Raw genomic sequence first — 24,233 nt, 5'->3', positions numbered from 1 at the left:
TACGGATTTTATTAATAATTTGATAAATATAATTTTTCTTTTATTAAAACAAAGACCTTCCTTAACATTTCTAGACATTTAATAAACATAAACTTCAAGCTATTTAAACACCAAAATTTCCCACTAGTCATATTCATTCTTGGAAATTTATTTAAATAAAAACCATCTCATTGTAAAGTAATAATGTAACCTATATATAAATGGTAAATCCGAAAGAATACTCTTCACCAAAATTTAATTTTATCACACAATTAAAAAACAACCAATATTGGATGCAACAACTTAAAACACCCCTAAAACCCATCAAAATGGCATTTTTGACTACAATTGTCATCTACACCACCCCTAATTTTATTTTGTGATATTTTTTTATCACAAATGTATCACATAAAATATCACAAATATTTATTAGCTAAATTTCTACCATTTAAGGGTGGAAAGTTTAGGTTTATATGTTTTCAAAAAGACATATCGACTTAGTGCATCGTCATTTAAAAGAAACTCCTGAAGAAGATTAAAATTAAATTTTTCCTTTTCAGAATATGCATCTATAAAAGTGTAAGAATGTGGCAAATATTTGTTTTCATCATTTCTAACTTTTATAATATCCTGCAATATTTTATCAAACTCCCTAACTAAATTGTCAGGCATATGGCCTTCTACCTTCTTTAATGTTGAAATATATCTATTCAACTCATCTTTTGATTCCGTTTTCTTTTTATCAGCCTTCTTAGTATACATCCATACAATCAACTGCATAAAGTCCTGTGAAAACAAAAAAGTTTCTACTTTTTCACCAACAACTTCCTTTTTACAGTAATCACCACTATAAATATTTTCAAGCAGTTCTCTTAAATATTTGGAAACCGTTAGATTTTTCTTAGCTGCTTCGGATTTTATGGTATCTTTTAATTCCTGAGATAATCTTAGGTTTACTGATGGGTCACTGTTTTTTACTGGGTGTTTTTTACTCATGTGATGTTTGGGCGTTTTATAGATTTATTTAAAAGTGGTTATTTAAAATGTTGCTTCCATGGTTAACTTTAATTGGTCTCTAATGGCACATTAAACACTTGTGTTAACAGGACAAACTCTGCTTCGCTTCTTGCCTGCTCTTTTAGTTCTTCAATATACTGCTTTCTTGCATCCTGAGCTTTAGACGTCTTAGTTTCTTTTAACTTAAATTCTAATTTATCAGAGTCTTTATTAACATTCGGAATCAACACACGTTTTACTTCTTCCAGTGTTTCCTCCAGGGCTTTATTTTCAGAAACCAACACCTGCTTTACTTCCGGTTTATTATTTACTTTTTTACCAAACCGCTCTTTAAGCTCTTCTAAATGCTGCTGTGTGATATGTAACTGTTGTACAAATCCATTATACTGATCCTTACTCACATCAGGTATGTCCATTTTCACGTACTCTACATAATAATTGTAAATACGAACAAACCCTTGAACATAGGTTGTATAGCGATCGATTAAAAACTTAACCTTTGTCTTAGGTTCGGTCTCAATCAGTTCCAAGAGGGTGTATATGTTATTATCTAAAAGGAATGATTTAGGGAATACATGAACACTAACCGGTTGTTGGTCTACTAAATAATTGTGTCCATTTTTCTCAAAAAGCAACATCCTATTAGCATGACTTAACAACACCGGTGTCGTTTCGCCAGCCATCTCTAATAATCCTAAAGGCAAGTAATACACCGAAGCGCAAAACAAATTACTTAGAAGTTCTAATTGTATATCTTCATATGATTTCATAAGGGGCTAACTTTTTAGTAATTCTGAAAAATCTTTTGGTAATTCGGCATCAATATCTCTTAAGTATTTCTCTAAAGCATCCATAGTATTATGACCTGTAATTTGCATTAATTTACTTTTAGCTTCATTGGGTGAAGACTCCTTTACCAAGGCTCTGTATAACTTCGTTATAAAGGTATGTCTGAAACTATACATGCTATGCTCTGAATCTAGGTCAAAGGTATCCTTGACGATCTTTTTAAAACGCTTTGAAAAGTAATTACGTTTACTGTCATCACCTAAATGCCACTCTCCCCCTATGCCTTGTGGTGTAAACAAACTGTCTTCCTTGTTAAATTTGCTTAAGTCGGGTAATTCTTGAAATAAAATCTCTGGAATAATTTTAGTCTTTAAGGCTTTATTCTTAGCTTCAAAGGTGACTGTTTTATGTTTCAAGTCTATATCACCTACTTTTAAACGACAAATCTCAATTGGTCTTAACAAGCCATAGGCCACAAACTTTACAAACAACAAAAGTGTTGGATCCTGCTCTTCCATATGCTTAAAGATATCCTCTTGAAGCTCTTTGTTATAGGTTTTATTGCGTTTGGGTTGTGTTTTTAATGCTTTTATATTCTTAATAAAGTTTTGGCTAACAATATCATTATCCTCTAAGGTTTGATATAAGCTACTTAAACTGGCTCTGTAGTTGTTTCTATTTCTGGCTGAAGAATTGGTTAGTATATGATTCAAAAACTCTAAAATAAGCTTTCTATCAACTTCACGGATGAATGTAATCTTTGGGTGATTATCTTTTAACCATTCACAGAAAACTTTAATATGGCTTTTATACGACCTAATACTACTTTCTTTAAGAGACTGTTTTTTTTAAGTCATATCAAATACACAAGCTTCTTCTATACACTTTACTTTGTCAACGACTTCCTCTGATTGTTCTGACTTTAGCTCAACTTTGGGTGTGATTTTAATTTCAGGAGTCTCCGTGGTGTTATCTGTACGCTGTTTTGCCGTTTCTTTTTTAAAAAGTTCGACATTATCAGCATAAGGATTGTAGCCTCTTTTAAGTAATTTAAATAGAATTTGACTGTAAACAGTCAAAATTGCCATACGCTCTTCTTTGGTTTGATACCGATTCGCATTGGCATAGATTGGAGATTGACGTTTTAAGGTATTCGTCTTCGGATCCCGGTAAGAAAAATAGACATACCAACGTTTCTTTAAATTACCACTGGCTGTGTAGATTTTGGGCTTGGAAAATTGTTTTTGCACAGATAAATCGTATTCGTTTCCGTATTCACTTTCGTATTCACCTTGCAATATATCAGAAATATTGGACATAAAAAAAACGGTTTGGTGACACCAAACCGTTGATTTTACTGCCTTTCGGCTTCGTAGCGGGAACAGGACTCGAACCTGTGACCTTCGGGTTATGAGCCCGACGAGCTACCTACTGCTCTATCCCGCGATATTGTGGTGCAAATATACAATCCTTTTTAAGTTCTGCAAACTTATATTTGAAAAATATTTTAATTAAATTTTAGTAGCCTGAAAGTCAATTAAATCTGAATTAAAAAAATTTAATTTCACCTGTATTGGCTGGCAACAAACCTCGCAATCTTCAATATATTGCTGATTTGAAACACTACTATCAAGTAACATTGAGATATGTTCCCAGCAATACGGACAAATAAAAAAATGTTCAACCATAATATAAGTTACAAAAAAAGTCAGCACCAAGGCTGACTTCTTAAAACTATAATTAATTTAAACAAAAACTTACTATTCTTTTTCAATATCCATTGTTGCGGTCGAATTTTGTAAATCTAAATACATAAGACCTGGAGGATTGTTTCCTGAAACTGTAACGTACTCTCTATTTAAATTGTTATCACTAACCATTAACGTAGTTAACTTTGGAAGATTCATAAACTCTAAAGGCAAATCTCCGGTTAATTTATTTGTTGATAACACTAACTCTTCTAAGTTTCTTAATTGAGCCATTTCTGCTGGAATTTCGCCTTCAAGCTTGTTATCCATTAAACTCAATTTTTCTAATTTCGTTAAAGCTGCAATTTCAGTTGGAATGGTTCCTATAATAAAGTTACTTCCCATTAGTAACTCTTTTAAATTGGTTAATCCCATAATGGCCTGTGGAATTGTTCCTGAAAACTTGTTGCTGTATATTTTTAAAGACTCTAACTTTTTTAACTGCCCTAATTCTTCAGGAATAGAACCTTCAAAACCATTCATAAACAATTCTAAAGATGTTAATTCCTGTAAATTTTTAATTGAAGAAGGCAGAGTTCCTGTTAATTTATTGAATCCTAAATTCAATTTTTTCAAATTCACCAAGTTTCCAATTTCAGCTGGTAATACCCCCTGAAGGTTGTTAAACTGTAAGTTTACTTCAACAACTTTATCATCTTGTACTTTTACACCATACCATTTTTCAACAGCAGTGTTTAAATCCCAAGTGGAATTCCATTGACTACCATTTGTAGCATTATAAATGGCCACTAAAGCCTCTTTTTCTCCTGGTGATACCTTTGCGAATGCAAAAGCTGATACGAAAAGTGTTAGAACTAAAATGTAATGTTTTTTCATGGTCGAATTGATTTGGGATTAATTCTTACACGAATATACACAACAATTAGACTAAAAACATATTTATTCGATGAAATGCATTAAATTTTAACAAATAGTCTATTCAAAGGCTTCTATCTCAAAATGAATAGCTTCCCACTGCTCCATTAAGCTATCTAAATTGTTCTTTAGCTTTTCATAATCGTCAAAGAAATTAGGTTTAGATGTGACCTCTTCATAATTAATTAGAAGCTCTGCATCAATAACTTTAATCTTACGTTCTATATCGTTAATTTTGGCTTCAACGTTACTTAATTTATTGTTTAAGGATTTTAATTTTTTCTGATCTTCGTAAGATTGTTGTTTTGTTTCCTTAGGTGTTTCTTTTACAACTGTACGTTTTTCTACTTCACGAAGATTTTCAACATTACGTTGTTCAAGGTAAAAATCGATATCGCCTAAATATTCTTTTAATTTATGATCTTTAAATTCATAAACGCGATCTGTTAAACCTTGAAGAAAATCACGGTCGTGAGATACCAGAATTAAAGTTCCTTCAAAACGCTTTAACGCTTCTTTTAATACATTTTTCGATTTAATATCCAAGTGGTTGGTGGGCTCATCCATAACCAACACGTTAAACGGCTGTAACATTAATTTTGCCAAAGCTAAACGGTTACGCTCCCCACCTGAAAGTACACGAACATATTTATCAACTTCATCGCCTCTGAATAAAAACGATCCTAAAATATCACGGACTTTACTACGGTTGGTTTCATTAGCAGCATCAATCATCGTATCATGAATGGTTTTATTGCCATCTAAATACTCCGCCTGATTTTGTGCAAAATATCCAATCTGTACATTATGCCCAAGTTTTAAACTTCCTTCGTGCTTAATATCGCCGACAATAATTTTAGCTAAAGTCGATTTCCCTTGTCCGTTTTGCCCAACAAAAGCCGTTTTGCTATCGCGCTCTATCATTAAATCTACTTCACGCAACACTTCATTATTCCCATAACTTTTAGAAATCTTATCGGTCTCTACAACTACTTTTCCAGGTGTTACAGATACTGGGAAATTTAAGGTCATTACGCTGTTATCATCTTCATCAACCTCAATTCGCTCTATTTTATCCAGCTTTTTAATAAGCGATTGCGCCATAGTTGCCTTTGAAGCTTTGGCGCGGAATTTCTCAATAAGTTTCTCGGTTTGTTCGATTTGTTTCTGTTGATTTTTTTGAGAAGCCAATTGTTGTGTTCTTAGTTCCTCACGAAGCACCAAATATTTTGAATACGGTTTCGGATAATCGTAAATACGTCCCAATGAAATCTCAATAGTTCGATTCGTTACATTATCTAAAAACATTTTATCGTGCGAAACGATGGCCACAGCTCCAGAATACGATTTTAAAAACCCTTCTAACCAGATAATAGATTCGATATCCAAGTGGTTGGTAGGCTCATCGAGCAATAAAATATCATTACTTTGAAGCAATAACTTAGCCAATTCTATACGCATACGCCATCCTCCGGAAAAGGTATCGGTAAGTTTATTAAAGTCTTCGCGTTTAAATCCTAAGCCCTGAAGAATCTTTTCGGTTTCTCCCTGATAATTGTAACCTCCAAGTATTTCGTATTGATGTTGCAGATCGTTAATATCGACCATTAACTGATGGTAAGCATCACTTTCATAATCGGTACGTTCGGCTAATTCAGCATTCACCTGTTCCATTTGAGCTTCTAACTCCTTTATTTCGGTGAAAGCCTGATAAGACTCCTCTAAAACAGTACGACCAAGAATAAAATCGATATCCTGTTTCAAGAATCCTATTTTTAAATCTTTATCGGAAGCAATTTGCCCCGTATCTGGTTCTAATTCTCGAGCTAAAATTTTAAGCATGGTCGATTTACCTGCTCCATTTTTACCAATAAGTCCTACCCGATCGCCACCAACCAGTTTAAACGTTATATCTTCAAACAGGTATTCGCCTTGAAACGAAATCGATAAATTATGAATGTTTAGCATAGAATTGTAACTTATATCACAGAACCGTAAAGTTTAAAAAATTATATTTGTTCTGAAAGATTAAGAATGCAAAAGTACATTAAATAATATGTTTTCAAAAGGCTCAAAACTATATAGTATATTCACCGGAACTTGCCCGAAGTGCCATGAAGAATCGATGTTTAAAAACAAAAATCCCTATGTACTTTCTGAAGCTTTAGATATGCATGAAACCTGCAGTAATTGCGGTACGAAATATAAAATAGAACCGTCATTCTTTTACGGCTCCATGTACGTAAGTTATGCTGTTGGTATCGCTTTTGCCGTTGCGGCTTTTGTAATTTCTTATTTTGTATTTAATGCAGGCTTAAACGCCATGTTTATTTCTATTGTAGCAACTCTTATTGTTTTTATGCCCGTTATTTTAAGACTTTCAAGAAATATCTGGATTAACTTTTTCATCCATTACGATAAGTCATTTGCGAAACCTAAGAAGTAATTACTGAAAGCGTTTTATATCAATTTCAGACTCTAATGGTAATTCATTTTCAATAAAATCATATAACTGACTGGCTACATACGGCCCAATCATTACACCTCGCGTACCTAATCCATTAAGTACGTACATGTTTCTGTAATCTGCATGATGTCCTACTAATGGTCTGCGGTCCTTAACTGTTGGGCGCACGCCTGCCACCTGATTTACTATTGTAAATGGGCAATTAATTATTTTCTGAAGTTTTGCTGAAAGTTCTTCCTTCGCTACTTCTGAAGGTTGATTTGTTAAGTCCTTCCATTCGTAAGTAGCGCCAACAATATAATTATCATCACCTAAAGGAATTAAAAATGCTCCTGCTTTAAGTACATAGTCAATTTTTAATTCTGGTGCATGAATAATTAACAGTTCTCCTTTAGCAGGATTTAACGGTAGATTATTAAAAAACGGATTATCCTTAATACCGAAACCTTCGGCAAATACTATATGTTTCGCTTTAATATCACGATATTCTATACCATTATTTTCAAATTTCAATTCATCATAATCAAACAGAGTTTCATTGAGTTGATTATTTTTTTGTAATTCATTTTTATAAGCCTCTATCAAGGTTCTTACATCAATACGACCAGTTTCTAAAACCTCCCCAAAACCAAAAGGTGCCTCTACGGCTTCATTGGTGTTTTTAACTATTTGTGTCGATAAATATTTTGATAGTATTGGTTTATCTGACGCTGTAAACCAATGGTTCTGTTCTTCAAGCGAGGCAAATTTTCGGTAAACGGGCAGTTTATAATCCAATTTTACGCCTAATTCCTGTTCCAAACGTTCGTACATAGGTAAGGCTTGTTCCAACTGTTCCTGACATTTCCAAACGGGTGTAAAACGTTTTAACACCACCGGATTATATAATCCACCGGCCACAGTTGACGATAACTGTGAGGCATTATCGAACACCACAAAACTTTTATTATTCGCTCTTAATTGCTCGCAAAAACTAATACCTGCGAGCCCAATACCTACAACTATATAATCAACTTGAATCATACTGCGAAGATAAAAAATAAAAAAGCCAGCTTAATTAAGCTGGCTTTTTTATTTTTTCATGAAAATCATAATTAGTATGTCCACATATCTAACTCGAAATCACGAATTTTTTCTTTAATCCTTTCAGATTCCAATAGCTGCATCAATGCATTATCGGTTACATAATCTGTAATTGCTCTATCCTGCTGTACGTTTTCTTCTTTATAAATCATGGCATTGAAACGACGGGAGTTTAACACGTGATCGAAAGAGAATGGCATTGAGCTATTCTTATTATTAAACGATTTTGCTTCATGCAGTACTTCGCGAGCATCCGGGAAAAACACCCAAAATAACTCAACTAAATCTGGTGTCTCAGAGTCTATAAAGTTAACGTCCGGAGCTACAGGAGCAATACCTAATAAACGGTATTTTAACTCAGCCTGACGCTTATCGAAATACCAAAGACCTTTAATACGGTACTCTACAATATCGGCAGCAGTAAGATCGCGTCTGTCGATATATTCTGCAGATAATTGTTCACCGGCATTAATTTGCTCGATACCTAACTCTGTAGTATCAACCTTTGCTAAAGCCGCTTGAATATCATCAAGGGTACGTTTGGTTTTAAAGTATGAATCGTCGTAGATGTTTTTTATCTTCCCATTTTTAATGTTCTTCATAAGCACATCATACAATGAACGTCTGTCGCTACCAATATTATTAGTATCTATCGGGTAATATAAAGGAAAGTTAGCACGCTCGTCAAGAACGATTCTCTCCCAAACCATTTTAGAATACAAAATATCTCTGTCGTCTACATAACCATACTCTAACGGTTTGTCATTATCAATAGCTATTTGAGCTTCTGTTCTCACACCAATCTCATCAGGGCTCTTTGCATTAAGAATGTTAGCCTGAGCAAACACACCTGATACAGTAAAAACAGTTGTAACGGTTAATAAAAAACTTTTTAAATTCATGTGCTTTGGTTTTATTTTTCTGTAGTTGAACTTCAACTAGGCTCTCTGTAATTTATATCATATCCATATCTAAATATGGATATGATATGATATTTTAACTATTAGTTAGTAAGCTCAATAATAACTGGCGATACTTTCTTAAGAATCACACTAACACCACTAGCCTGAGCCTCGATGTCAAAGATTTGAACATCTGAACCACGTTTCGCTTTTAATAAAGCAGACTTAGCTCGGCTATCTAGTTTATTTCCACTTACATTAATTGTAGGTTGTCCTGGAACTTTAAATTTAAATCCTGTTACACGTAATGGTAATTCGAAATCGAAATCGTCGAATTTAGCACCAACAGTAGAAATCTCTAAAGACTGACGTTGCATTTTAATAGCTCCATCTTCACCTCTAACTGTACCGGTTGGCTTAGGTAAATCTTTAATTCTGAATGTTGCTCTGTCTCCTACTGGTTTTCCATCAGGTAATTTACCTGTTACATTTATAGTAACTTCTCTACCTTGAATTCTAGTCGCATCCATAACATACTTACTTCCACTTACACGGCTTAAACCTTGAGCTGAAGCAGTTACATTATTATCGGCAATACCAGCGAATGAAATCGTCATTGGGTTTTTAACACCACGGTAAACAACATTCATTTTGTCTGCTGAAATAGTAGCCGAATTTGGTTTAGAAATTGTAGCAAACGTTTGACTTACTTCAACAGGAACTTCTTCACCATCCTGATTAAAAATTAATTTACCTTCAATTTTATGCTCACCTGGTCTACCAGTTCCTACTTTTAATTTTACACGACCTTCTTCAATAACATACTGGTCTTCAGTTAACTTCACACCATCTAATGTTAATTCTACTTTATTTGGTTTTGTTGTACCATCTTTACGTCCTAAAACGATTGCTCCATCAAACGTCTCACCGTTAAAGTAGGCTGATTTAGTAGTTTCCAATAATGTGGTATAATTTGTCATAGACACTTCTCTAGCCAATGTTCCTTGCATCATTTTTGCTAGAATCTCTGATCCTACAGTTTTAACATCAGATTGTAACTGTGTCATTTTAGTTAAAGATGCCACTAAAGGGAATCCTTTGTAGTGGTAATCTAACCAATCTACTTTCTGATTTGAACGGTTGATTACAGGCTCTGTGCTGAATTTTTCGTTAACATCTGCAACAACTGAAGCCATTGCCGGATTATCTCCTAAGATTTCAACAACACCACTACGGAAAGTTTCCAATTGTTTTAAAAACTCTTCGCCTTCTGGTTTTAATTTATCGCCTTTAAAGAAATTATTGTCAAGGTAATCACCTTTGTCCATAATTTCATAATCGGTTGGATCATCAACTGTAGCTGACATTTTAGATTTTAAATCTGCTAAATAATCATTAAGATTTTTAGATAACACTCGAATTTGCTCAGCTTTATCTAATAAAGGCTTGTATTTCTCTGTTTGTTCTTCAGCTTTTAACTTTAATCCGTCAAAAAACGCCAGGTTTCTTTCATCGGCTGCACTGTTTGACTCTGTTAAACGCTCGTTCATTAATCCGAAGGCTGAAAGCACTTCTTTCGACATATTTAATGCTAACATCGCAATGAAGATTAAATACATCAGATTAATCATTTTCTGTCTGGGTGATAAGTTTCCTCCTGCCATAACTAATTAGGTTTTTGGTTAATAATAATTAGATGACCCTAATTAGTTTTTGTTCATAGCAGATAACATACCGCCATATACTCCATTTAATGAAGATAAGTTTGAAGCTAAAGACTGCATTTGCTCTTTTAACTTCACAGCATTTTCAACTTGCTCTTGGTTGATTGAAGCTTGTTTGCTTGCGCTTTCTAATTGTACTTTATATAAGCTGTTTAAAGACTCCATTTGAGCAGCAGCTAAAGATAACTCTTCACTGTATTTTTTAGAAGCTTCAATACCGTTTGCTCCAGATGACATAGATTTAGCAGCACCTTCGAAATTTTTGATACTTTCTCCTAAGCTTGTCATTAATTCACCATCAATTTTAGCTTCTTTTAATAATTCGTCTAATTTTTTAGATAATAAACCTGATGGTTCTGTTTCTTCTTTACGATCTCTTTTCACAGCCTTACCTCCAGCTAATTCTGGATAAACTAAAGACCAATCTAAATCACTTTCTACTGGTTCGAAAGCTGATAACGCGAAAATAATTGCTTCGGTAACAAGACCTAATGTTAACATTAAGTTACCTGTAAGTGGACCAAACTCCATGTGAGTAATTTTGAATAGTGCCCCAATAATTACAATTGCTGCTCCTAATCCGTAAGCCATATTCATGAACTTTTTACTTGCTTTTGACTGTGCCATAATTCTGATTTTTTAGTTAAGTAATAAATTACTTAAGTAGGTTAATTAATAGGTTGTTATTTTGTTTATGATTTAGTTAATTAAGATTTTCTGGTTTTAGCGTCTTACTTTCCGGTTACTTGTGTCCCCATGTAATCCTGAACAGTTCTGAAACCAATATAACTTCTTGCAGAATCTGCATATTCGAAATCTCTTGAACTTACTTGTAAATAGTATGCAACATCTTTCCAAGAACCACCACGTACAACTTTACGCTGGTTGTTATAATCGTTAACGTTAGGGTTGATTGTAGATGTGTATTCGTAAGACGAAGGATCGTAAGATGCATTTACCCATTCTGCTACGTTACCTGCCATATTATATAAGTTATAATCGTTAGGCTCATAAGATTTTGCCTCTACAGTATATAATGCCTGATCTGCAGCGTAATCTCCACGTACTGGCTTAAAGTTTGCCATAAAACATCCTCTATCACTCTTAGTGTAAGGACCTCCCCAAGGATACGTTGCAGCTTGCAAACCTCCACGAGCAGCGTATTCCCACTCAGCTTCAGAAGGTAATCTAAAACGGTTTACCATTTGTGCACCTCTATCTTTTTGATATCCATTTTTATTGATTGTTCTCCACTCACAAAAAGCTTTAGCCTGTTTCCAAGTTACACCTACTACAGGATATTCACTATAAGCATCGTGCCAGAAATAATCGTTATGCATTGGCTCATTATAAGAGTAAGCGAAATCTCTAATCCAAACAGTTGTATCTGGGTATACTTCAATTTCTTCCTTTTTAATAACATCGCTACGTTTTACTCCTCTGGCTTTAGCAGCTTCCTGGATATCCATATAATTGTATTGGAATTTAAATTTCTTAACATTCCAAGTACGTTGACCATTATACGACTCTTCCATTGGCAAATACATAGTATCCATAACCTCAGCATAGAATTCGTCTGGATATTCAGCAGTATCATAAACTAAATCGATGTCTTTGTTTAATTTACGACCTTCATATCCTGTTGGACCTAATCCGGTATAGTTTTCGAACATATATTTTTCGTAAACTGTCATATTAGCAGTATCTGCATCTTTAAACGCATACTCTCCAATACCACCATCGCCAGGTACTTTACCAACCTCGTCAGCCAGAATAGCAAGTTTAGTTCTTACTATCGAATCTCTAACCCAATTTACAAATTGGCGATATTCGCTGTTAGTAATTTCAGTAGCGTCCATGTAGAAAGCACGTACTGTAACGGTTTTAGCAGGAGCATCCTGTACACCAGCCAAATCATCGTCGGCTTTACCCATAATAAATGAACCACCCGGTATTAATTCCATTCCATATGGCTTTTCCGGATGCCATTTTTTCCCTTGTACACCTACTAGTTCACCCTTATCGTTAGAGCCACAACTAGCAAGCAAAGTCATTACTGCGGTTAATAATATAAACTTCTTCATATCCATAGAAAACTCGAGGTTAATTATTTAAGCTTTGTTATTGAGAGCGTAAACATATTTATATATTTTTTAAAAAACAACTTTTTAAAGGAAAAAAATACGTTTCATCGTGAAAAAAAGGCATTTTATCGATAAAACACAACCTTTAAGCGGTAACAAATGTTAAATACTATTCTTTTGGAACGCCTTATACCAACGTTCAGGTACTTTATTTTGGCAAGCATCTATATAATCTTGGTGCATGCAAGGTAATAACGTATGTCTTTTTAATTTATTATTAACATTTGATAAAAAAGGAATCTCAATCCACCATCTACCGGTCTTTATACTTTTATAAAACACCAATTCCTGATCTTCTACCAAGGAAATAAATTTTTGATAAGAGGCATCATCCGAAAAATCTTCATCATTCACACGACAATTTACACCTTCAATAAAATACCATAGCATTTGCGACATAAGCATAGAAGTCATGTCATCATCTTTAGATGGTTTATATTCATAAATACCAAATGAAGATACTTTATTACTTATACCTGCATATCTGGCCATAGCACAAATCTCCTTGCCATCTAATCCGTTTGGTGAAAATTTTTGTTTTAAACTCACTTCAGAGCCACGTACAGAAGTTAAATCTATACTAACCATGTTAGCATCTCGCATTACAGGCTCGACAATAGTTACATTATTAGATACCTCACCTAACCTGTATGCCTCAAAATACAGATTATCCATTAAATCTTTTTCTTCCTGAGAATTAAAATAGGTTTGATAGCCTATTGTTGCGTAGTTAAATAAATTATAGGGTTCATCTAAAATAATCTTCCCCATAAAACTATTATTCTTGATAGGTTTTGATGAATCTCCCAAATCGAACCTACAATCGACATTTACCAGATTAACCATGGGCTGAATGTTATCGTAAGCACGATAGACTGCGTAGGTTAAATCCTGTGTCCCACCTATAATAACCGGAATTATATTCTGTTTGATAAGCTCTCTAACAGTAGATTTTAAAGCAAAGTAGGTATCTTCAACCGTCTCACCGCCTTGAATATCTCCTAGATCGGCTACCGTTGTACTCCAACTTCCTGGAAATAGACTGTAAAACGTTTTTCGAACTTCGTTAAGCTGAAACGTTTCACCTATATAATTGATATCATTTCTATTTTCTAAAACACCGAAAACAGCAATATCTACATCTTCTAAATCAGGAAAACCCCATTTAATGGAATGAATTTTAATTTTTTTTCCTAAAGCTTGAGCCGAAAGCAACTCGTTATGAGCTAAAACCAAATCTGAAACAGGCGAGAAAAAATTAAAGGTCATAAGGGGCTGATAGTTTATTGATTAGTTTACTTACAAATATCATTAGAATAAATGAGTTATTATACATTGTAAACATAAAAATAAACTAGCAATAATTATAATTTCCTAATTTAAGAAATCAATAATTACCATTTACGCAACCTTAAACTACTTCTTTTTAGCTGTTGTTTTCTTTGTTGTGGCTTTCTTAGCGGTCTTTTTCTTAGGTGTTTTGGCTTCAATTAACGCTTTTGCTTCTTCTAAAGTCATTTTAGCTGCATCAACCGTTTTATCCAGCTCAACCTTAATTTTACCTTTTATAACATTATGTCTTCCCCAACGTGCTTTTTCAACTTTAATTCCTTCTTCTTCCCAGTTATGCACCACCTTATCAATATCTTTCTGAATTTTAGTTTCGATAAGTTCTACAATGTCTGAATCGGATAAGTTATCCCAGTCGTATTTTTTATTCACATTGATAAACATATTGTTCCACTTAATAAATGGCCCAAAACGTCCTTTACCTTTTTGTACCGGTAATTCTTTGTAGTGATATATAGGAGCGTCGGCTTCCTGCTTTTCTTTAATTAACGCAATAGCATCTTCCAGCTCAACACTTAACGGATCCTGACCTTTTGGAAGTGAAACAAACTCTGAACCAAATTTCACATAAGGACCAAAACGCCCGTTGTTAACTTCAATCGTTTCTCCTTCATAAGTTCCTAAAGCTTTTGGAAGTTGAAATAAGTCCATCGCCTCTTCAAATGTGATGGTATTCAATTGCTGATCCGGACTTAAACTTGCGAATTGTGGTTTCTCGTCGTCTTCTGGTGTTCCTATTTGAACCATTGGTCCAAACTTCCCTAAACGCACACTCACCTGTTTACCCGTTGCAGGATCTACACCAAGAATACGTTCTCCTGATTCTCTATCGGCATTTTCCTGAACATCCTGAACCTGCGGATGAAAATCTTTATAGAAGTCTTTCATCATTTTAGACCAGTCTACTTTACCCTCAGCGATTTCATCAAAATCTTCCTCAACCTTAGCCGTGAAGTTATAATCTAATATCGATTCAAAATGATTCACCAAAAAGTCGGTTACAATCATACCAATATCGGTTGGCACTAACTTTCCTTTATCTGAACCTACTTTCTCTGATAATACTTTCGATTTTACAGCACCTCCTTTTAAAGTTAACTGCGTATAATCGCGCTCGGCACCATCAACCGTTCCTTTTTCAACATAATTACGATTTTGGATGGTTGAAATAGTCGGTGCATAGGTAGACGGACGACCAATACCTAACTCTTCCAGTTTCTTAACAAGAGAGGCTTCTGTATATCGTGCTGGCGGACGTGAATAACGCTCGGTTGCAGTTATATAATTATTTAGCAATGTTTCATTTACTTTCATTGCCGGTAACATACCTTCTTGCTCTACATCTTCGTCATCAGTTCCTTCTAAATATACTTTTAAGAAACCATCAAAAGTAATAACCTCTCCACTAGCTGTGAATAATTCCTTATGTGTAGATGCGCTTACTTTTACATTAGTACGTTCTAACTCTGCTTCACTCATTTGTGATGCAATAGCACGTTTCCAGATTAAATCATACAAACGAGCCTGATCGCGATCTAAATCAACTGAATGTGTAGCAAAACTTGTTGGCCTGATCGCCTCGTGCGCTTCTTGAGCTCCTTTGGTTTTTCCAACATAATTTCTTGGCTTACTATATTTAGAACCGTAAGCTTTCTCGATCTCAGCTTGTGCTCCCTGACGTGCTTCATCAGATAAGTTAACACTATCTGTTCTCATATAAGTAATTAACCCCGACTCATACAAGCGCTGAGCCAAAGTCATGGTTTTACTTACCGAAAAATATAATTTACGTGATGCCTCTTGTTGTAATGTAGAGGTTGTAAATGGCGCTGCCGGCGATTTTTTAGCAGGTTTTTTATCTAATTCAGCAACTTTAAAATCGGCAGTGGCATTAGATTCTAAAAAAGCATAAGCTTCTTCTTTGGTATCAAAATTCTTTGGAAGTTTAGCTTTGAATACTTGTCCGTTTTCATTTGAAAACTCAGCATCAATTCTGTAAGACGCCTCAGGAGTGAAACCCTGAATTTCACGCTCGCGCTCAACAATTAAACGTACCGAAACCGACTGCACACGACCTGCCGACAACCCGCCTTTAACTTTGCGCCAAAGTACCGGAGACAATTCGTAACCTACAATACGATCTAATATACGACGCGCCTGTTGTGCATCAACCAAATCATAATCAATACCTCTTGGGTTTTCAATCGCTTTTTGAATTGCTGTTTTAGTAATCTCATGAAAAACAATGCGTTTTGTTTTTTCTTTATCCAATTTCAAAGTTTCCGCCAAGTGCCATGCAATAGCCTCTCCCTCGCGGTCCTCATCACTTGCCAACCAAACCATTTCGGCATTCTTAGCTAAGTCCTTCAGTTTTTTTACGACCGCTTTCTTATCTTTAGAAACTTCATATTTTGGTTTAAAATCACCTTCAACATCTACCCCTAATTCCTTTGAAGGAAGATCGGATATATGCCCAAAGCTTGACTCTACTTTAAATTCTTTTCCTAGAAATTTTTCAATAGTTTTCGCCTTAGCAGGTGACTCTACGATTACTAAATTCTTCGCCATACTTCGATTTTTTGAGGGTACAAATGTATATGAAAAAAAGTTTATCTGCCTAATTTCACGTAATATCTACCCTAATATATATAAAAAAAGCCCGTTTTCAGCAAGCAAAAAACGGGCTTTTTGTTTCATATTATAATTTATTCTACCGACGTTCCAATTTCATCGATAACATGTGCTTCGTTAAAACCTACAATATGCTTATAGATTAAATAGGTTGGATGATATACAAACGGAGCAGTGATTAACAACCCTATTCCACACAATAAAAAACCTACAATTTGAGACAACAACGACGCTACTAAAATTAAACCAAAGGTGATTAACCATTTCTTATTACCTAGTTTAAAACTCGTTTTCACAATATCACCTACACTAAATTCCGGGTTAAATGCAAAAACTAAAGTGAAATACGACAAAGGTACCATAACATATATAATAGGTAAATAGCATAAAACTGCCGCCAATATTGAAATTCCTAAAGTTGCTAGAAGAAGTAGGAACAACTTTGTCAAATAGTTCATTTTAAAAAAATAGAAAAAATCTGAAGTTGTTGTTACCTCACCATAGTCCAGTTTTTTCATTATTCTAAAAAACCCGGCATTTATAGCTATCGATAAAGTTCCTAACAAAACGCCTCCAATTGAAACCAACAATACATACACAACTGTAATTCCTGCCATAAAATTATCAATAGCCTCTGTATTTGCATACCCACTATTTTGCTGAGCAATCATCATAGTTATAAACGGAATGTAAAATACAATAAGAATTGGCATCAAAACTATTAACGTAAACAGTTGCATTAAAAAGCCCTGCACCCAGGTTTTCTTAAACAATTCGATAGATTCACTAAGAATATTTCCAAAGTCTAAATCTTTAGCTTGAGCTATTTTTTCTAATAATGTATTAATTGTATTCATGAAGTTATTTTGATTAGTGTATAACCAAAGTAACTATTTTCTGTATTATTAAACAAAAATTATAGCGGATTTAAAATTTTGTAAACCACTGAAAACGAAAAAGACTTGTTTAAAACAAGCCTTTTATAATTCTTATACTCTCATCTCTAATTCAAAGAAAAAGCACTTATCAATTTGACACCATTTTCTAAATATTCATATTGATACAAAGTATTACCCCCAATCATTAACAGTGAATTTTCCAAAGGAATTACATCTTTTGATTGAATATCTTTTAAATTTCCTAGCATATTCAAATTTAAAGGATCTGATTTATCAAACAACTTTAAACCAGAAGTCCCATCACAAACATAAAGCACATCGTCTTTTATTCCTAAACCATAGGGATTATCTAAACTGTACCGTGCCGCTAATTCAGGATTAGATTTATCACTTACATCAATAACTTCAAGTACACTTTCTAACTGCCCACAAAAATTACCTCCTCGCAGAGTTAAATAGGCATAATTTCCATCTACAACAACAGGATCACAACCTTGCCAATGAATAAATTCTGAAACGTATTCAGGTCTTACCGGCTCATTCAAACTATATATATACATGCCGTTTGTACTACCTAAGTACAGATAATTATCGACATGAAACATAGTTTCAATATTCCAGCCCACAGACTGTATAACTTCCAAAGTTGGCGCACTTAATTCTTGAATATTAAAAATCGACATTTCAGACCGCCCAACCGCGTATAAATAATTATCAACAATTTGAAAACGTGCCAAAGAACCTCCAACTCCAGTAGTACTTTCGGCACCACCTGAAAAGGCATCATTCATAAGCCCTCCCGTTGCTTCCCAATATATTTTCTCTCTCCATTTACTACTAACCTTCCACCCAACAATAACATCTGTTTCATAGTTAAAGTTAGCATACTCTATGCGCTGAGCCTCTAAAGGAACATCGTAATTATAAATATCAAAAACATCTTCTAATCTTTCAATTAATTTAATGCTGTACAAATCAGAAATATCAAACGCCAATAAATCACTGGCACTATCTGCATAAAGAATATCATCTTTTACAGAAACATCCTCGTTTTTCGGAATTTTAATAAACTTTATTTTTTTTGGAAAAACAGGGTTCGAGTTATCTATTACATGAATTCCTTCATCAACTTCGCCAATAAAAATGTAATTTCTGTAAGCATAAATCTTACCTATCTCCTCCATAGGACATGGTTTTGTTACTTCAACCATTTTTCTAAATTCCGCCTTACTCATAATTTCCGGAGTGGCTACTTGAACGAGCTCCATGCCTTCCTTATCACTATCACATGTAAATACAAGAAAAGCAACTAATACAGGAAATAAATATTTTAGTCTCATAATGTTGGATGTTTGTTTTTAGATGCAGAAAATGAAAAATGGTTGCGTAATAAAATTCAACATTTTTCATAATTTGAATATAAATTTTAAACTGTCACTTTGTCAGAAACAATAAATTAATTGTATCTTTGCATGCTTATTGAGATACACGCGTGATTGAGATAGTTATGGAGAAAATTATAGACGAAAACAAACAAGGAGAAACATTGGTTTTAAACCAAAAGGACGGCAATACCCGCAAACTTTTTATTGAAAGTTATGGTTGCCAAATGAATTTTAGCGATAGTGAGATTGTAGCATCTATTCTTACCGAACAAGGTTATAATACGACACAAAACTTAGAAGATGCCGATTTGGTTCTTGTTAACACCTGTTCTATTCGTGATAAAGCCGAGCAAACCGTTCGTAAACGTTTGGAAAAATACAATGCCGTAAAAAAATCACACAACCCAGGCATGAAGGTTGGTGTTTTAGGATGTATGGCCGAACGTTTAAAAACAAAATTCTTAGAAGAAGAAAAAATCGTGGATCTTGTTGTAGGTCCAGATGCTTATAAAGATTTACCAAACTTATTAGCCGAAGTTGAAGAAGGACGAGATGCCATTAACGTTATCTTATCTAAAGAAGAAACCTATGGTGATATCGCTCCAGTACGTTTAAATACTAATGGCGTAACGGCTTTTGTATCTATTACACGTGGTTGCGACAATATGTGTACCTTCTGTGTGGTACCGTTTACCCGTGGTCGTGAGCGTAGTAGAGATCCGCAAAGTATCATGGAAGAAATCACCGATTTATGGAACAGAGGCTTTAAAGAAGTAACACTTCTTGGACAAAATGTCGATAGTTTCCTTTGGTATGGTGGCGGACTTAAAAAAGATTTTGAAAAAGCCAGCGATATTCAAAAAGCTACAGCGGTAAACTTTGCACAATTATTAGATATGTGTGCCACGACATTCCCAAAAATGCGTTTCCGTTTCTCAACATCTAATCCTCAGGATATGACTTTAGATGTAATTGAATCTATGGCGAAACACCGAAATATTTGTAAATACATTCACCTTCCGGTACAAAGTGGTAGCAACCGTATTTTACAGGAAATGAACCGCCAACACACACGTGAAGAATATTTCGAATTAATTGATAACATTAAACGTCTTATTCCAGATTGTGCTATTTCTCAAGATATGATTTCTGGTTTTCCAACCGAAACAGAACAGGATCACCAAGACACCTTAAGCCTTATGGAATATGTAAAATACGACTTCGGTTTTATGTTTGCTTATTCTGAAAGACCAGGAACTTTAGCTGAAAGAAAAATGGAAGATGATATTCCTGAAGACACTAAAAAACGTCGTTTACAGGAAATTATTGAATTACAACAAGAACACAGCTTTTACCGCACAAAAGAGCATTTAGGCAAAGTTGAAGAAGTCCTTGTTGAAAAACTTTCAAAACGTTCAAGCGAACACTGGTCAGGACGTAATAGCCAAAATACAGTGGTTGTTTTCCCGAAAGGCGATTACAAACCAGGCGATTTTGTTAATGTAAAAATTACCGACTGTACAAGCACCACTTTAATTGGTGAAGCTGTAGGCTATTCAGAAAACAACTAATAATTATTTATGGAATCTGTTCAAGCTATAAAACAACGATTTGGCATTATAGGTAATACCCCCGCGCTAAATCGTGCCATTGAAAAAGCCATCCAGGTAGCACCAACCGATATTTCGGTTTTGGTTACCGGCGAAAGTGGTGTTGGTAAAGAGAGTATTCCAAAAATCATACACCAGCTTTCACACCGAAAACACAATAAATATATCGCAGTTAACTGTGGTGCCATTCCTGAAGGCACTATTGACAGTGAACTTTTTGGACACGAAAAAGGCGCCTTTACCGGAGCCACACAAACTCGTGAGGGATATTTTGAAGTGGCCGATGGCGGAACCATTTTTTTAGATGAAGTTGGTGAATTACCCTTAACCACACAGGTACGTTTACTTCGTGTTTTAGAAAATGGTGAGTTTTTAAAAGTAGGATCGAGTAAGGTTCAAAAAACCAACGTTCGCATCGTGGCTGCAACAAACGTGAATATGTTTGAAGCCATCGAAAAAGAAAAATTCCGTGAAGATTTATACTACCGTTTAAGTACAGTGGAAATTCATCTACCACCATTACGCGAACGTCAGGAGGACATTCATTTGTTGTTCAGGAAATTTGCCAGCGATTTTGCCTTAAAATACAAAATGCCAACCATCAAATTAACCGATGCCGCCGTGCAAACATTAACCAATTACAGATGGAGCGGAAACATCAGACAGTTACGTAATATCGCAGAACAATTATCGGTTTTAGAACAGGAAAGAACCATTTCGGCTGAAACTTTAGTAAGTTATCTTCCTAATAGTTCTTCAAATTTACCGGCAGTTATTAAAACATCTAAATCGGAAAGTGATTTTAGTAGTGAGCGTGAAATTTTATACAAAGTCCTTTTCGATATGAAAAGCGACCTTAACGATTTAAAGAAATTAACGCTCGAATTAATGAAGAGTGGCAACACCAAAGACGTGGAGAAAAGCCATGAAGGATTAATTCAGAAAATCTACGGTAATGATACAGAGGATGATGAAGCTGAATACGAGGAAGACCCTATTCAAAACAGCGAAATGCTTTCCATTCCTGAGCATACCATTCAACATAATATTCCAGAAGCTGTAAGTGATAAATACCATTTTGCTGAAGAAATTGAAGAGGAGGAAACTTTATCGTTACAAGACAAAGAATTAGAATTAATTAAAAAATCGCTTGAGCGTCACGCTGGAAAACGTAAATTAGCTGCAGCCGAGTTGGGTATTAGCGAACGTACCTTATACCGAAAAATTAAACAATACAATTTGTAAAGCCATCAACCGTTGAAAGATTAATCCTTTATGATTTAAATATCGATTATCGAGCAGCGTTTATACAACATGAAAAAACACTTTATTTACTTATCATTTCTAGCATTAAGCTTTACATTATTAAACTGTGGTATTTACTCTTTTACAGGAGCTTCGGTTCCAGCAAACGTAAAAACATTTCAGGTGAATCGTTTTGAAAATACCGCTTTATTATTCGAACCTGGTTTAGATTTAGAATTTCAAAATACATTGCAGGATTTAATTCAAAATCAAACTAATTTAAGTTTGGTAACCACTAATGGAGACTTATTGTACGAAGGCGAAATTACCGATTATCGTATTTCTCCAACCACTGCAACTTCTCAAAACACTGCAGCTCAAAACCGTTTAACTATTTCTGTAAAAGTTAGATTCTTTAATAAGAAAAAAGAGGAAGACGATTTAGAACAAAGCTTCTCTTTCTTCTACGATTATCCAGGATCATCTTTACTTACCGGATCTCAAAAAGCAACAGCTCACGAAGAAATATTTCAGCGTTTAACACAAGACATCTTTAATGCTACACTTGCCAAGTGGTAGTTTTTTGATTGTAAAAAATTATTAAATTTGGTTTAGCCAATGAACCCAACAGATTTCACATATATCCTTCAGCATCCGCAGTCTATAACACACGAGCAGACTGAAGCGGTAAAATCTATCATTGACGAATTTCCATATTTTCAACCGGCACGCGCCATTTATCTTAAAGGATTAAAAGACCAGAGTAGTTTTAAATACAATCAGGAACTTAAAACGACAGCAGCTTACACAACCGATCGCAGCATTCTGTTTGACTTTATCACTTCTGAAGAATTTCTCCAAAATGAAATTTCAGAATCTATAAAACAAAATATTTCTAATGTTTGGGATATTGAAGTTGATTATGAAGATATTTCGGTAAACCGTCGTGTTGAAATTGACGATAATTTACAACAACAAGTAAAAGACACCACAGGTGTTTTAGATCCTGCACTGTTTGAACCTAAGGAAGCTCGTCTACCAAAAACAATAGAAGTTGCTCCCGAACCTTCTGAAATTAAACCAGAAGACAGTGAATCGCCAGCTATAATATTAAACATTGGTAAGCCTTTCGAATTTGAAAAAAACGAAACGCATTCGTTTAACGAATGGCTGCAACTTACTCGTTTTAAACCCATAGAACGCAACGAACCTGCTGAAGAAAAAACTCAAACAGAACCAGAAGTTGCAAAGGAATCAACAACAGAACCTGTAAGTGAACCTGAAACAAACGACAGTTTAGAACGGGAAAAAAAGTTTGATTTAATAGAGAAATTCATTCAGGAAAACCCAAAAATAAACCCGACAAAATCTTCGGCTTCAAAAGGGAATTTAGCCGAAGCACAAATGATACAGCCAGAAGCCTTAATGACAGAGACTTTGGCCAGAATTTACGTAGAACAAAAGAACTATAAAAAAGCAATTCAATCTTATAAAATTTTAAGTTTGAAATATCCAGAAAAAAATAGTTTCTTTGCAAACCAAATTAAAGCAGTACAACAATTACAAGAACAAAATAAATTAGAATAATGAGCACGTTTACAATATTTTTAGCATTAATCGTTATAGTAGCATTTTTACTAATCGTAGTTATCATGGTACAAAACCCAAAAGGAGGCGGGTTATCTTCTTCTTTCGGTGGTGGTGGAACACAACAATTAGGTGGTGTTAAAAAAACAACCGACTTTTTAGACAAAAGTACATGGACGTTAGCAACGCTTTTATTAGTATTAATCTTATTATCTAATATGGCGATTAACAGAGGTGGAGACACTGTAGATTCTAAAGCTTTAGACGCTGAAACTACTGCTCAACCGTTACCAAACCCAGTACAGTCTGCAGACGACACTGCAACACCTGCTAACGAAGCTGCTGAGTAAAACATGCGACAATCATATATAAAAAATGCCAACTTTTCAAGTTGGCATTTTTTGTTGCTGCAAGTTTGTCAGTTATACACTATTGGCACACTTTTAGAATAAAGCATTCGCGATAAACTTTAATTTTTATAAACTTAAAAATATATACAAATGGCATTGAACATTAAACCATTAGCAGACCGTGTTCTTATTGAACCAGCTGCAGCTGAAACTAAAACCGCTTCAGGAATTATTATTCCAGATAACGCCAAAGAAAAGCCACAAAGAGGAACTGTTATAGCTGCTGGAAAAGGTACTAAAGACGAACCTATTACTGTACAAGTTGGCGACACTGTTTTATATGGTAAATATGCTGGAACAGAATTAAAATTAGAAGGTAAAGATTATTTAATTATGCGTGAAAGCGACATTTTAGCAATCATTTAATTTCTTAACAACACAAAACAA

23 protein-coding genes, 1 tRNA gene and 1 pseudogene are annotated in these 24,233 nt (G+C 34.6%); 7 read left to right on the top strand and 18 right to left on the bottom strand.

From position 1 onward, the window contains the following. Positions 1 to 420: 420 nt before the first annotated feature. The 9 genes and pseudogenes from NO995_RS14615 to NO995_RS14575 all read right to left on the bottom strand — a co-directional run bounded on the left by NO995_RS14615 (position 421) and on the right by NO995_RS14575 (position 6,377). Complete coding sequence (locus NO995_RS14615; RefSeq protein ID WP_258228133.1) at positions 421 to 975, bottom strand: hypothetical protein; 555 nt, start codon at positions 973 to 975, stop codon at positions 421 to 423. A 68-nt stretch (positions 976 to 1,043) separates the two neighbouring features. After that, complete coding sequence (locus NO995_RS14610) at positions 1,044 to 1,766, bottom strand: hypothetical protein (RefSeq protein WP_258228132.1); 723 nt, start codon at positions 1,764 to 1,766, stop codon at positions 1,044 to 1,046. 6 nt (positions 1,767 to 1,772) lie between these two features. Further along, positions 1,773 to 2,378, bottom strand: coding sequence for a tyrosine-type recombinase/integrase (locus NO995_RS14605; RefSeq protein ID WP_375141564.1), 606 nt, complete (start codon positions 2,376 to 2,378; stop codon positions 1,773 to 1,775). A 36-nt stretch (positions 2,379 to 2,414) separates the two neighbouring features. Then, positions 2,415 to 2,612 (bottom strand): annotated as a pseudogene (locus tag NO995_RS14600) (site-specific integrase); the annotation flags it as partial. Between the two features lie 21 nt (positions 2,613 to 2,633). Continuing rightward, entirely contained in the window at positions 2,634 to 3,104 is a 471-nt protein-coding gene (locus tag NO995_RS14595) for a hypothetical protein (protein WP_258228131.1), read from the bottom strand. Positions 3,105 to 3,158: 54 nt separating this feature from the next. Next, positions 3,159 to 3,231 (bottom strand) — tRNA-Met (locus NO995_RS14590). 65 nt (positions 3,232 to 3,296) lie between these two features. Next, positions 3,297 to 3,425: a CPXCG motif-containing cysteine-rich protein gene (locus tag NO995_RS14585; protein ID WP_375141563.1), complete on the bottom strand. Its 129-nt coding sequence runs from the start codon at positions 3,423 to 3,425 to the stop codon at positions 3,297 to 3,299. A 120-nt stretch (positions 3,426 to 3,545) separates the two neighbouring features. After that, positions 3,546 to 4,370, bottom strand: a complete 825-nt coding sequence (locus NO995_RS14580; protein WP_258228129.1) for a Two component regulator three Y domain protein — start codon at positions 4,368 to 4,370, stop codon at positions 3,546 to 3,548. A 99-nt stretch (positions 4,371 to 4,469) separates the two neighbouring features. Then, complete coding sequence (locus NO995_RS14575; protein ID WP_258228128.1) at positions 4,470 to 6,377, bottom strand: ABC-F family ATP-binding cassette domain-containing protein; 1,908 nt, start codon at positions 6,375 to 6,377, stop codon at positions 4,470 to 4,472. Positions 6,378 to 6,465: 88 nt separating this feature from the next. Here NO995_RS14575 and NO995_RS14570 point away from each other — a divergent pair, with 88 nt between their 5' ends. Further along, positions 6,466 to 6,855: a DUF983 domain-containing protein gene (locus NO995_RS14570; protein ID WP_240573571.1), complete on the top strand. Its 390-nt coding sequence runs from the start codon at positions 6,466 to 6,468 to the stop codon at positions 6,853 to 6,855. On the opposite strand, the gene NO995_RS14565 is transcribed toward NO995_RS14570, so the two are convergent. The 9 genes from NO995_RS14565 to NO995_RS14525 all read right to left on the bottom strand — a co-directional run bounded on the left by NO995_RS14565 (position 6,856) and on the right by NO995_RS14525 (position 18,949). Continuing rightward, positions 6,856 to 7,899, bottom strand: coding sequence for an FAD-binding oxidoreductase (locus tag NO995_RS14565; protein ID WP_258228127.1), 1,044 nt, complete (start codon positions 7,897 to 7,899; stop codon positions 6,856 to 6,858). 71 nt (positions 7,900 to 7,970) lie between these two features. Beyond that, on the bottom strand, positions 7,971 to 8,861 hold the full coding sequence (gene gldN / locus NO995_RS14560) for a gliding motility protein GldN (RefSeq protein WP_240573573.1): 891 nt from the start codon (positions 8,859 to 8,861) through the stop codon (positions 7,971 to 7,973). 101 nt (positions 8,862 to 8,962) lie between these two features. Then, positions 8,963 to 10,525, bottom strand: a complete 1,563-nt coding sequence (gldM, locus tag NO995_RS14555) for a gliding motility protein GldM (RefSeq protein WP_258228126.1) — start codon at positions 10,523 to 10,525, stop codon at positions 8,963 to 8,965. 42 nt (positions 10,526 to 10,567) lie between these two features. Further along, positions 10,568 to 11,212 carry a gliding motility protein GldL gene (gldL, locus tag NO995_RS14550; RefSeq protein WP_240573575.1) on the bottom strand — a complete coding sequence of 215 codons (645 nt, stop codon included), beginning with the start codon at positions 11,210 to 11,212 and terminating at the stop codon, positions 10,568 to 10,570. A 104-nt stretch (positions 11,213 to 11,316) separates the two neighbouring features. Continuing rightward, a complete protein-coding gene (gene gldK / locus NO995_RS14545) occupies positions 11,317 to 12,675 on the bottom strand; it encodes a gliding motility lipoprotein GldK (RefSeq protein ID WP_258228125.1) in 1,359 nt (452 codons plus the stop codon). Positions 12,676 to 12,831: 156 nt separating this feature from the next. Then, the gene (locus tag NO995_RS14540) at positions 12,832 to 13,998 is read right to left on the bottom strand and encodes a formimidoylglutamase (protein ID WP_258228124.1); all 1,167 of its coding nucleotides are present in this window, start codon (positions 13,996 to 13,998) and stop codon (positions 12,832 to 12,834) included. A gap of 147 nt (positions 13,999 to 14,145) precedes the next feature. Further along, complete coding sequence (topA, locus tag NO995_RS14535) at positions 14,146 to 16,647, bottom strand: type I DNA topoisomerase (protein ID WP_258228123.1); 2,502 nt, start codon at positions 16,645 to 16,647, stop codon at positions 14,146 to 14,148. A gap of 137 nt (positions 16,648 to 16,784) precedes the next feature. After that, the gene (locus NO995_RS14530) at positions 16,785 to 17,567 is read right to left on the bottom strand and encodes a hypothetical protein (RefSeq protein ID WP_258228122.1); all 783 of its coding nucleotides are present in this window, start codon (positions 17,565 to 17,567) and stop codon (positions 16,785 to 16,787) included. A gap of 146 nt (positions 17,568 to 17,713) precedes the next feature. Then, positions 17,714 to 18,949 carry an LVIVD repeat-containing protein gene (locus tag NO995_RS14525; protein WP_258228121.1) on the bottom strand — a complete coding sequence of 412 codons (1,236 nt, stop codon included), beginning with the start codon at positions 18,947 to 18,949 and terminating at the stop codon, positions 17,714 to 17,716. Positions 18,950 to 19,116: 167 nt separating this feature from the next. Here NO995_RS14525 and miaB point away from each other — a divergent pair, with 167 nt between their 5' ends. From miaB to groES, 6 genes are all read left to right on the top strand, one after another. Next, positions 19,117 to 20,565: a tRNA (N6-isopentenyl adenosine(37)-C2)-methylthiotransferase MiaB gene (miaB, locus tag NO995_RS14520; protein WP_258228120.1), complete on the top strand. Its 1,449-nt coding sequence runs from the start codon at positions 19,117 to 19,119 to the stop codon at positions 20,563 to 20,565. A 9-nt stretch (positions 20,566 to 20,574) separates the two neighbouring features. Further along, positions 20,575 to 21,849: a sigma-54-dependent Fis family transcriptional regulator gene (locus NO995_RS14515; protein ID WP_258228119.1), complete on the top strand. Its 1,275-nt coding sequence runs from the start codon at positions 20,575 to 20,577 to the stop codon at positions 21,847 to 21,849. Positions 21,850 to 21,918: 69 nt separating this feature from the next. Then, entirely contained in the window at positions 21,919 to 22,428 is a 510-nt protein-coding gene (locus NO995_RS14510) for an LptE family protein (RefSeq protein WP_240573584.1), read from the top strand. Between the two features lie 39 nt (positions 22,429 to 22,467). Further along, a complete protein-coding gene (locus NO995_RS14505) occupies positions 22,468 to 23,436 on the top strand; it encodes a hypothetical protein (RefSeq protein ID WP_258228118.1) in 969 nt (322 codons plus the stop codon). After that, entirely contained in the window at positions 23,436 to 23,786 is a 351-nt protein-coding gene (gene secG, locus NO995_RS14500; RefSeq protein ID WP_240573586.1) for a preprotein translocase subunit SecG, read from the top strand. The genes NO995_RS14505 and secG overlap by 1 nt, the downstream gene beginning before the upstream one ends. A 150-nt stretch (positions 23,787 to 23,936) precedes the next feature. Further along, positions 23,937 to 24,212, top strand: coding sequence for a co-chaperone GroES (gene groES, locus NO995_RS14495; RefSeq protein WP_188216614.1), 276 nt, complete (start codon positions 23,937 to 23,939; stop codon positions 24,210 to 24,212). The last annotated feature ends 21 nt before the right edge of the window (positions 24,213 to 24,233 follow it).

The organism is Aestuariibaculum sp. M13, from assembly GCF_024723255.1.
Classification (GTDB): Bacteria; Bacteroidota; Bacteroidia; order Flavobacteriales; family Flavobacteriaceae; genus Aestuariibaculum; species Aestuariibaculum lutulentum.
The sequence above is the reverse complement of the archived record's forward strand: the minus strand, read 5'-3'. Positions and strand labels throughout refer to the sequence as shown.

What these genes read in the sequence shown, in the direction of transcription:
- NO995_RS14615 (WP_258228133.1), bottom strand. Translation starts at nt 975, where the DNA reads ATGAGTAAAAAACACCCAGTAAAAAACAGTGACCCATCAGTAAACCTA.
- NO995_RS14610 (WP_258228132.1), bottom strand. Translation starts at nt 1,766, where the DNA reads ATGAAATCATATGAAGATATACAATTAGAACTTCTAAGTAATTTGTTT.
- NO995_RS14595 (WP_258228131.1), bottom strand. Translation starts at nt 3,104, where the DNA reads ATGTCCAATATTTCTGATATATTGCAAGGTGAATACGAAAGTGAATAC.
- NO995_RS14585 (WP_375141563.1), bottom strand. Translation starts at nt 3,425, where the DNA reads ATGTTACTTGATAGTAGTGTTTCAAATCAGCAATATATTGAAGATTGC.
- NO995_RS14580 (WP_258228129.1), bottom strand. Translation starts at nt 4,370, where the DNA reads ATGAAAAAACATTACATTTTAGTTCTAACACTTTTCGTATCAGCTTTT.
- NO995_RS14575 (WP_258228128.1), bottom strand. Translation starts at nt 6,377, where the DNA reads ATGCTAAACATTCATAATTTATCGATTTCGTTTCAAGGCGAATACCTG.
- NO995_RS14570 (WP_240573571.1), top strand. Translation starts at nt 6,466, where the DNA reads ATGTTTTCAAAAGGCTCAAAACTATATAGTATATTCACCGGAACTTGC.
- NO995_RS14565 (WP_258228127.1), bottom strand. Translation starts at nt 7,899, where the DNA reads ATGATTCAAGTTGATTATATAGTTGTAGGTATTGGGCTCGCAGGTATT.
- gldN (WP_240573573.1), bottom strand. Translation starts at nt 8,861, where the DNA reads ATGAATTTAAAAAGTTTTTTATTAACCGTTACAACTGTTTTTACTGTA.
- gldM (WP_258228126.1), bottom strand. Translation starts at nt 10,525, where the DNA reads ATGGCAGGAGGAAACTTATCACCCAGACAGAAAATGATTAATCTGATG.
- gldL (WP_240573575.1), bottom strand. Translation starts at nt 11,212, where the DNA reads ATGGCACAGTCAAAAGCAAGTAAAAAGTTCATGAATATGGCTTACGGA.
- gldK (WP_258228125.1), bottom strand. Translation starts at nt 12,675, where the DNA reads ATGGATATGAAGAAGTTTATATTATTAACCGCAGTAATGACTTTGCTT.
- NO995_RS14540 (WP_258228124.1), bottom strand. Translation starts at nt 13,998, where the DNA reads ATGACCTTTAATTTTTTCTCGCCTGTTTCAGATTTGGTTTTAGCTCAT.
- topA (WP_258228123.1), bottom strand. Translation starts at nt 16,647, where the DNA reads ATGGCGAAGAATTTAGTAATCGTAGAGTCACCTGCTAAGGCGAAAACT.
- NO995_RS14530 (WP_258228122.1), bottom strand. Translation starts at nt 17,567, where the DNA reads ATGAATACAATTAATACATTATTAGAAAAAATAGCTCAAGCTAAAGAT.
- NO995_RS14525 (WP_258228121.1), bottom strand. Translation starts at nt 18,949, where the DNA reads ATGAGACTAAAATATTTATTTCCTGTATTAGTTGCTTTTCTTGTATTT.
- miaB (WP_258228120.1), top strand. Translation starts at nt 19,117, where the DNA reads ATGGAGAAAATTATAGACGAAAACAAACAAGGAGAAACATTGGTTTTA.
- NO995_RS14515 (WP_258228119.1), top strand. Translation starts at nt 20,575, where the DNA reads ATGGAATCTGTTCAAGCTATAAAACAACGATTTGGCATTATAGGTAAT.
- NO995_RS14510 (WP_240573584.1), top strand. Translation starts at nt 21,919, where the DNA reads ATGAAAAAACACTTTATTTACTTATCATTTCTAGCATTAAGCTTTACA.
- NO995_RS14505 (WP_258228118.1), top strand. Translation starts at nt 22,468, where the DNA reads ATGAACCCAACAGATTTCACATATATCCTTCAGCATCCGCAGTCTATA.
- secG (WP_240573586.1), top strand. Translation starts at nt 23,436, where the DNA reads ATGAGCACGTTTACAATATTTTTAGCATTAATCGTTATAGTAGCATTT.
- groES (WP_188216614.1), top strand. Translation starts at nt 23,937, where the DNA reads ATGGCATTGAACATTAAACCATTAGCAGACCGTGTTCTTATTGAACCA.